The sequence below is a fragment of the Streptomyces sp. NPDC012835 genome, assembly GCF_042900885.1.
Classification (GTDB): domain Bacteria; phylum Actinomycetota; class Actinomycetes; order Streptomycetales; family Streptomycetaceae; genus Streptomyces.
The window spans coordinates 1,130,640-1,140,197 of record NZ_JBIBBW010000003.1; the positions used below are offsets into that span (position 1 = coordinate 1,130,640).

At 72.3% G+C, this 9,558-nt stretch carries 1 protein-coding gene; it reads right to left on the minus strand.

Annotation, left to right across the window (positions count from 1 at the left end; genetic code table 11):
- Positions 1 to 21 precede the first annotated feature (21 nt).
- Positions 22 to 9,537, minus strand: a complete 9,516-nt coding sequence (locus ACFY6S_RS18215) for a lonely Cys domain-containing protein (RefSeq protein ID WP_388817770.1) — start codon at positions 9,535 to 9,537, stop codon at positions 22 to 24.
- Positions 9,538 to 9,558 lie beyond the last annotated feature (21 nt).

Genomic DNA, 9,558 nt, shown 5'->3' on the forward strand with positions numbered 1-9,558 from the left:
CGGGGCGGGGGGCGTGCGAGGTCATGCGCGGTCGTCCAGTATGCGGCGGAGTCGGTCGGTCAGGGAGCCGGAGGGGTCCAGGCCCCGCGCGCGGAACCAGGCGTCGATCAGGCGCTCCAGCCGATCGGCGGTCATGACACCGCCGTCCGGACCGGGCAGGACATCACCGGGCTGGACAGCACCCGGCAGGACATCACCGGGCAGCGCATCGGGGCCCAGCGCCGCCAGGACGTCCAGGACGTCGTCCAGGGCGTCCTGGTGAGCCGCCAGCCACGCGGCCACCGCCGGGTCGCCCGGGTCACCCGGTTCGTCCCGCTCCGGGCCGGCCGGCCGGCCCGCCGCCTCCAGGGCGTGTTCATCGGGGAACCGGCCGTCGACGGCCACGTGTTCCCGCAGCTCCGCCTCGGTCAGCGGGGCGATCCGCCGGTAACGGCCCCAGTTCCCGATGTAGTCGAGGTCGGCCGGTTCGGCGGCGCCGCTCTCCCGCAGAGAGTCGAGGACGAGCTGGCTGCCCCGCATGATCTCGTCCAGGGAGTGGTGTCCCGCCTGGAGCATCTCGGCCAGCACCGCGAGGCGCACCAGGCCCGGGTCGACGTTCAGGCCCCATACGTCCCGCATCTTCACGGCCTGCGCCATCAGCCGGTGGGCCGAACCGGAGGTGCCCGCCAGGACCAGGCCGCCGTTCCGCTCGGCCTCGGCCTGCGGACGGGTGCTCATCGCGATGTCGAAGCGGTTCATGCCCGGAATCCACCGGAGTTCCCCGTCCGGCATCAGGGCCCGCTCGGCCTCGCTCAGCGGCGGTGACAGGTCCTCGGGGCGGACCGGCGCCCGCAGCGTCCGCTCGGCCTCGGCGATCAGCGCCTGTGCGCCGGGAGTGCTGTCCGGCCGCCCGCTCAGCTCCCGGTAGGCCGTCATGGCGTCGGACGGGGGCCTCGACGCCCGGTACTCGGCGGTGATCACATCCGGGTTCGGGTCGGGGCTGCCGAGCAGATCCGAGATCAGCCCGCCGTGCCCGTCCGGCGACTGGGCACCGATCCACAGCATGCCCATCCGCTCCCGCAGATTGCCCGACTCCACCACCGCTTCGAGCCGCTCCCGGCCGGTGCCCACCGCTCCGTCGACGGTGGGGTCGTCCGAGCCCAGTTCGGCGGCGCGGCCCACCGCCTCGGCCCGCTTCCACAGCTCGCGCACCATCTCGCCGAGCTGGGCGTTCGCCGCTTCGTGACCGCCGAGATACCGGCCCAGCCGCTGTTCGAAACGCTCCGCCTCCTCCATGTAACGGATGCGGGCGCGGACCCGATCCGGTGCCTGCCGGTCCGTCAGCCCGTGCTGTACGGACATCGGCACGGTGGACAGGGCGTCCGCCACCCGGCGCAGCCGTGCCTCGCTCACGGTGGTGGTGTCGCCCGGCCCGTCCGGAAGCCCGGCGAGGTGGCGGTCCCCGTCCAGGACCAGGAGGGCGGGCGGGGTGTCCGCGGCGCGCTCACCGTGGAACGTCACCCCGCCGTCCGGGTCCACCACCGCGACCGCCGCCCCGAGTCCGCGAGCCGCCGCCGCCACGAGCGGCCCCATCGGCGGGTTCGCGCCCTCGCCCCCGTAGGAGGGGTCGGTCACCAGCACCCGGAGACGCTGAACCGGGTCCAGGGAGAGCCGGGAGACCGGGAACCGGTCTCCGAGCAGCATCGCCTCGGTGCGCTGGTCGATCGGGAGGGACACCCCGATCCTGTCGATGAGGCTCAGCGGCAGGTTCCGGCCCCCGTCGAGCGGCGGCACCGTCTCCCCGGACACGTCGTCGTCGGTGATGCCGCGCTCCAGCAGGTCGCGGAAGTCGGCGTCGGTCTCGACGCCCGCGTTCCGGAGGGCGTCGGCCGCCGCGTACCGGAGGGCGAACAGCAGGGTGTCGACGCTCCGGTCGCCCTCTCCCGGCGACTCGTGGAGCGCGAACACGGTGCCGTCGAACTCGGCGGCGTACGGTCCGGTGCGCCGGTAGCCGCCGGGCACGGGTATGTCCGAAGGCGCCGCCGCGTCGACGGGATCGAGACCGAACAGGTCGTCGGCCGCGTCCTCGAACACGGCGGGGGCGTAGGGCAGCGCGTCGGTCCCCGGCGTCGCGGTGAGGTTGTCCGGCATCGGGGTCGCCTCTTCGACCACCTCGTTCAGCATCGGAGGCCGCTTCTCGGTGTGGACGAGCCGCCGGCTGAGGACGTTGAAGCTCATGCCCGGCGGGTACAGCGCCTCCCCCTCCGCCAGATGCTTGAAGAAGGGGACGCCGTCGCGCGCCGTCGAGTCCCTGATCTCGATCAGCTTGCGGTGCGAGTCCGTGGGAACCGGCTTGTCGCCGAGGGCGAACTCGGTCGCCTCGGCCATCAGGAGTGACGTGCTGCGGAAGAACGCCACATCGATCGTCGTGTCGCCGTACATCGGGCCGGCCGTGTCCGGCGCGTCCACGGGCCCGGGCGCCCCCCGCTCGCCCCACCAGGAGGTCCGCCCGACGGGCGGCAGGATCTCCAGCGCCTCGATGGCCATGTCGATGTGCAGCCTCAGCTCGCCGTGGAGCCGGTCGGCCATCTCCCCGACGAGGTGCCGCAGCCGGGCCAGCTCCGGGCTCGGCGCGTCGAGATCGGGCAGCTCGGACAGCGCTTCGTACAGGTCGTTGAATTCGGGCCGGCTGACCAGGGTGAGCGGCGGCATGTCCAGCTCCTCCTCGCGCGCCGAGTCGAGGATGTACTGCCAGACGTGGAAGCGCACCAGGTGACGGCTGACGGCCTCGCCGAGCCGCTCGCCGACGAGCAGCGCCTTCATCAGCCGGTAGTCGTACGAGCTGTAGAGGTACAGGGCCGTCATATGGGCCGGGGTGAGCCGCCTGAGCGCCTCGACGCCACGCTCGCCGTACCGGTCCAGCCACGCGGACATGACGAGGAGCCGGCCGGTGGGCCGGGCCGGGAGTTCGCCGTCGAGCGCGGCGTCGGCCATCGCGACAAGGGCGTCGGGCACGTCCATCGTCCCGGTGACCTCGAACGGGAACGTCATGCGCTCCTGGTAGATGGCCTGGTGCGGCGGGGCCAGGGCGGCGAGTGTGTCGGCGTCGGTGTCGGGCGGGATCAGCCCGCTCTCCATGTAGTGGCCCACCGCCCAGGTGTGCAGCGAGGCGCCGTCACGGGCGGAGACGGCGCGCTCCTGCGCGGTGCCCATGCCGATCAGGTGGGAGGCGCGCAGGACCTCGTGCAGCGACTGGAGGTCCCCCGGGATCATCCAGGCGACGAGGGCGGTACGGAACGCCGGCAGCAGAGCGGGCGACGGGTCGAGCGCGGCGGCCATCCGCAGCAGGCGCAGCGCGGGACCGCGCACGCCGCCCACCCGGCGCAGGCCACGGCTGTCGTAGACGGCGCGGTAGGCGCTGTCCGCCGTGAACCGGCCGAATCCGCCGCTGTCCCCGGAGAGTGCCTCCTCGGCCTCGCGGGGCAGCCCCCGACCGGCGTACGCGGCGCGCAGGAGGACCCGCATCAGCCCGTCCAGCGCCTCCGGGCCCGGGGGCGCGTCGAGGAGCTGTTCCAGCTCGGCCGTGGGGTCCGCCGGCATCTCGTCCGGGGCGAAGAAGGCGCGCGCCGCGGCCTCTTCGCCGTGGCGCTCGGCGAGCTGCCCGTACACCCCACGCACCACGTCCCCCACCGCTTCGGCGAGTTCGGGGGCACCGCTCAGCGCCTCGGCGAGGGCGTCCTCCCAGTCGACGCCGGCCTGCCGCCACTCGCGCTCCCGGTAGAGGCCCGTGAACCGCGCCGTGTCGGGGGCCCCGGTCCGCCGCCACGAAGACACCGCCCAGGGCGCTTGCGCGACGGCGTCGACGATGGCGTCGGCGTCGGTGGTGGTGCCGGAGTCGCCGATCGCGGCGGCGTCGCTGATCGCGGCGGAATCAGCGGTCGTGCCGGAGCCGATGGTCAGGCCGGACAGGGCCGCCGTGACGGACCCGGAGGGGGACGAGGTGGAGGGCAGGACCGGCCGGGCCCTCCAGACGGTCTTCTTCCACTGCCCCAGCTTCTTCTCACGGATGGCGGTGACGCGCAGCGGGCCCGACGGGTCGTCCTCGATCAGATCGAGCGGTCCGGTGTAGCCCCAGCTGCTCCGGCCGGTGCGGTCGGAGAACGCCTGCAACCGCTTCACCGCTCCGGCCGCGAACCCGGGCATCGGGAAGAGGACGGGGATGCCGATGCTCACCTCGGTCAGCAGCGGGGCGAGGTCCAGCAGCGCCCACAACTCCTCGTCGGGTACGCGCATGGGGGAGCGGCCGGGCAGGTGTATCACCACGGTGCCCTGGTCGGTCCCGGTCCAGACCACCCTGGACTTCGCCGACGTCCCCTTGGGCTTCCACTCAGCGGGGTGGGAGACGGTACGGGTGCCGTCGCCGTCCTTCAGCCGCGCGTACGACTGGTCCACGTCCACACCGTTCGGAGCCGGGCGCCCGCTCCAGTTGTAGCCGGTCGCGTCCGTGCCGTCGGTGAGGACCTGATCGAAGGCTCCCAGTTCGACGAGGTGCTGCGCGGCCAGCGCGTGCCGGTCGGTGATGTCGAGACCTCGCACGCGGGCCCGCGTCATCAGGAGCGCCAGCTCAGCGATCCGGTCGTCGCCCCACGGGTCCGTGTCCGCCATGTGGAAGACGCCGCGCCCCACGCTCTCCTGGTCCAGCGGCGACATCCGGAACAGGACCTGGTCGGCCGCGGCCACCATCGCCCAGAAAGCCCGCGCGATGTCCTTCGGACCGACCGGCGCGGAATCGGACAGGCCCAGCGCGTCCTGGACGAGGCCCAGTCCGCCGGCGCCCTTGAACTCGTCGACGGCGTACGTCAGGGCGGTGTTCTGGAGCATCTCGCCGAGCCGCGCGTCCGGCCGCAGAGCCACCTGGTCACGGGCCGCCGCCAGGACGCGCTCGTAGGCGGTCCGATCCGGGGCGGGCCCGCCGACGCGCGCCGCGAGGAACGTCCACAGGTGCATCCGGAAAGGTGTGATCGCCCGCAGGTCCGAGTCGTTGGCGCGCAGGGTCTCCAGCGCGCCGATTCCCTTCAGCAGCGTCTCGTACCGGCCGCCCGGCACCCCTCGGTCGTTCTCGACGGCGTGGCCGAACACCTCCCGCAGCGCACGCACCAGCCGCAGCGAGACCGCACGGGTCTCCGGCGACACGGCGCCCGGACCGCTGTGCAGCCCCGCGTCCCGCGCCAGGACGTCCAGCTCACTGTCCAACGGCTCGGGACGGACGCGGTCCACGCGACCGATCGCGCCTCCCGGAGTGTCCTCGACAATGAAGAAGCCGTCGTTCATCCCGTTGATCGAGGTCTTCGCCTCAAGCTCGATGCGGCCGGCGTTGGCCGTGTGCTGCGCGAGCGACAGCTCCTCCAGGGAGTCGTCCACCTGCGGTACCGGGCGGCCCTCCTCCTGAACGGCCGAGGGGTCACCGGCCGACAGGGCGTAGCAGATCTCCAGCCCCATCCGGTACCCGGCGGGCAGCTCGCTGACCTCGCGCAGGCCACCGATGTACAGGCCGCCGTCGGCCGCGCTCAGCAACACCGTCTCGCCGTCCCGGAGGACGAGGGCCAGTGCGCCCGGAATCCCGTGGGCGTAGTAGTTGTAGACCGCGCGGTCCGGGGTGACCGGCTCGGAGCTGACATGCTTGTCGCCCTCGCCGGTGGCCACGTAGTGGATCAGCTGCCGCTTGTCGAAGAAGCCCCGCAGCAGTTCCTCGCGCCTCGCCAGGTCGTCGTTCATCGACATGCGGCCGAACCGCTCGCCGCGGTTGTGGACCAGCGGCTGAGTGGCCACCTCGCTGTCGCGGAACTTCCGGCCGTCGATCGACGTCCACTCGCGGTCCACGAACGGCGCCGACACCGTGGGCGGGTCGAACGGCACCCAGTCGCCGTGCCACCCCTCGGTGTCCCGGACCACCATCGTCGGCACGTGAGCGTTCAGGGCGGCGTCGTACCGCAGGCGCCCGTCACCGCTGGGCGCCCACACCCGCCGCCCCAGCCGGGTGGCGACCACGCGCATCAGGTCCAGGTACTGCGACCCCGCGTACGGAACCGCCAGCACCACCGGCACGTCGCGCGGCATCTTCGCCAGCTCCGGATCGTTCGCCAGCCTCTCCGCGAACTCCGCGTAGGACTCCGGGGCCAGCCGGGCCCCGACCACGTACGCGTCGCCCCACGGCGCGGCCGTGTCCGGCTCCGGCACCTCCGGCTTGCCCAGCCCGCCCAGGATCACCCGCACCCGGTCGATGCGCACCCGGTCGACCCACGCCCCGGTCAGGTCGCGCCCGCGCACCGCGCCGGAGCTGTCGCGCACCACGGTGTTCGGGTCCAGGAACGGGTCCGTCGCCGGCGTGGCGAAGACCGTGGGACTGAAGACGATCAGGTCGCCGTCGGCCGTGGTGGTTCCAGCGGCGGCGGCGGCGGTGAGCTGCCGGGTGGCGGCGGTCCACTGGCCCGGGGCCTTGGTGACCGGGTCGCCGAGGGCGAGAATGCCGAGCGGGGTGGCCGGGTCGGCGCTGGTCAGCATCATCGGCGCGCTGTAGCTGTAGCCAGGCCGCCCGGTCAGCTGGGAGAACCGCTGGCCCATCTGCGGCGTCAGCGCCCCCAGACCCGTGGTCAGGAACAGCACCGGCGTGCTCAGGCCCACCGTGCTCAGCGCGGGGGCCAGACCCATCAGCGCCAGGAACTCGTTCTCGGAGACGGATACGGGCCGGGTGCGGCCGGGCAGGTGGAGCAGGATGTTTCCGGCCTGGTCGACCTCGACCACGTTCAGTATGGGCATGGGCTTGCCGGGACCGGCCCACTCCGGCTGAACCGTCCGCAGAGCGGTCCCGGCGGGCCCATACGTCATATGCCGCAGGTCGGCCCAGTTGACCCCGGCGGGCGCCTTCGTCCCGGACCAGTTCACACCCTGGACATTCGGCCCCTGCCGCAGCAGCGCCGCCGGACCGAAGGCGCCGGTCTCCTTGAGGTGGTACGCGGCCAGCAGATCGAGGTCGGAGGCGTCCCTGCCCTCCGCGATCGCCTTGGCCGTCACCGCCCACAACGCCTCCTGCTGTGACCGGTCCCACGGGGCGGTGTCCAGATGCAGGACCTTGCGGCCCATCGCCTCGCGTTCCGGGGGCGTCAGCGAGCGGAAGATCTGAGCGGCACGGGCGGTGGCCCAGAGAGTGGACGCCACATGCCGGGGGGTGAACGTCGCGGGCGCCGGCACCGACTGCACATGCCGGATCACCTGCTCGCCCTTCTCGGCCAACTGCTTCAGGGTGACCCCGAGAACCGGCGCCGGTACGGCTTCTGTGAGCTTCGCTTCGGGATCGGCAGCCACCTGGGCCGAGGCGAAGTCCAGCAACGCGAGATACCCGGCCAAGTCCGGGGCACTGCCGGTGTGTTCGCGGACGAAGAAGGCCCACATGTCGAGCCGGAACGGGGTGAACTGGCTGATCGACTCGTCGTTCGCCCGCATCCGCTCCAACGCGCCGATGCCCTTCAGCACCCGCTCGTAACGGCCACCCACCACACCACGGTCGTTCTCGATCTCATTGCCGAACACCGACCGCAACGCCCGCACCAGCCGCAGCGTCGTCGCACGCGTGTCCGCCCCGGCGACCGTGCCCAACCCGGCCATCTGCGCCAGCCGGTCCAAATGGTGGTCCAGCGGCTCCGGATGAGCGGTGACCCGACGACCCCGCTCACCGCTCGCCGATTCGAGAGACACCCGCTGAGTGTTGTCCATCCCGGTCTGCCTGGTGCTGCCGTCCGTCACCATCCGGCTCAGGTTCGCGACATGCTGAACCAACGAAACATCATCCAGCGGATCATCGATATAGGGCGAAGGACCATAGGCGGGATAGTTCTGCCGCCCGTCACCGTCCGTCGCACCCCAGCAGACCTCCAGATGCATCCGATGCCCCGGCGGCAGCTCCCGCACCTCACGCAGCCCCGCGATGTACTCGGCGGCCTCCCGCTTGCCCAGGGACACCGTACGGCCATCCCGCAAAGGAATCCTCAACTGGCCCGGGTGCCCGTGACCGGCGTAGAGATACACCGCCGCCGGCATGGAAACGGTCTCCGAACCGGTGTCCTGATAACCGTGCTCCGGAGGCGTCCGGTGGACCAGCCGGCGCATCTGCCGGAAGGTCTTGAACCTCTCCTCCCGCATCCGCGCCTTGTCCTGCTGCGGAACCGCCATCCGGCCGTACCGGCCACGGTTCTCATCGATCAACGGCCGCGTATACACGTCGCTGTCCCGGAACTTCGTCCCGTCCAGCGCCGTCCACTCACGATCCACATACGTCGTGTCCCGCGACGGGGGGACCGGCAGCCACTCACCCACCGGGGTGTCCGCGTCACGGTCGACCAGCACCAGGACATGCGCGTCCCCGGACGCGTCGGCGATCAGCCGCCCGTCACCGCTGGGGCCCCACACCGTCCGGTCCAGCCGGTCGGCCACCGTCCGCAGCATCTCCTGATACTGGTTCCCCGCGAACGGAACAGCCAGCACCACCGGCACGTCCTTCGCCAGCTTCGCCAACTCCGGGTCGGCCGCCAGCGCGTCAGCCACCGCCTCGGCGTCCAGCACCCGGCCGTCCGGCAGACGCAGCCGGCCGTTCTCGCCCTCCGCCACCACCACATACGCGCCGTCCGGCCACGGCGCCGGACCGCTCCTGGTCAGTACCGCGTCCACACCCGGCCGGGTCTCGATGACCCGCACCTCCGGCAACACCCGACTCACGGTCTTCCGCGTCCAGTTACGGCCCCTCGCACCACCGGAGTCGTCCGCGATCACCGTCCGCGCCGACAACATGGCGTCACCAGGACCGGTGAAGCTCCCCGACACAGCGGGAGGCGGCGCGGGAGCGTTCACGGCTGGAGCCGGCGTTGCCGTCCCTGACGGCGGCGCGAAGAGAGCCATCTCCGCGTCCTGCGCGGTCCCGTCGCCGAACGCCTCCGCGATGGGTGCCGGGCCCCAGGCCCGCGTGCTCTGATGACGTGGTGTGATCGAAAGCCCGGAGAGTTCCAGATCGATGCCCGCCGAGCCCGCCACCGACACCATCAGGAATTGCAGGGCCACCGGAAGCGGCGGCTCCCCCTGCCCCTGGGCGGCGAAGTACGAACTGATCCCGGACCGCAGGTCACCCCACGTCAGCGGGGACTGGGCCCCATTGGCCACCCGCACCCGCTCCAGCGCCCAGAAACCACGCAAGAGACCCTCGAACGCGGCGCTGTCGTTCTCCAGCAGCGGTCCGTAGACCAGCCGGATCGCCCGCACCCACCTCTGCACATCCGGGGCACGCCCCCGGTCACCCGTCACCAACTCGGCCAGCCGGCCCAGCTCAGCGGTCGACGGCCCCGGACGGAAACCGACCAGCCAGTCCCCCTCCACCAACTGGAGCCGCGGCCCCTGATTCCCGTCCCCCGGAGCGAGAACCACCTCCAGCCCGCTCCCCGTCCCCCACACCCACCGGTCCGTGCCATCGGCCAGCACCTGACCCGGCAGCGGAACCTCCAACGGATCACCCATCGGCGGACCCGCCAGATCAGC

Coding starts and splice junctions, on each gene's coding strand:
- ACFY6S_RS18215 (WP_388817770.1), bottom strand. CDS start 9,537: ATGGGTGATCCGTTGGAGGTTCCGCTGCCGGGTCAGGTGCTGGCCGAT.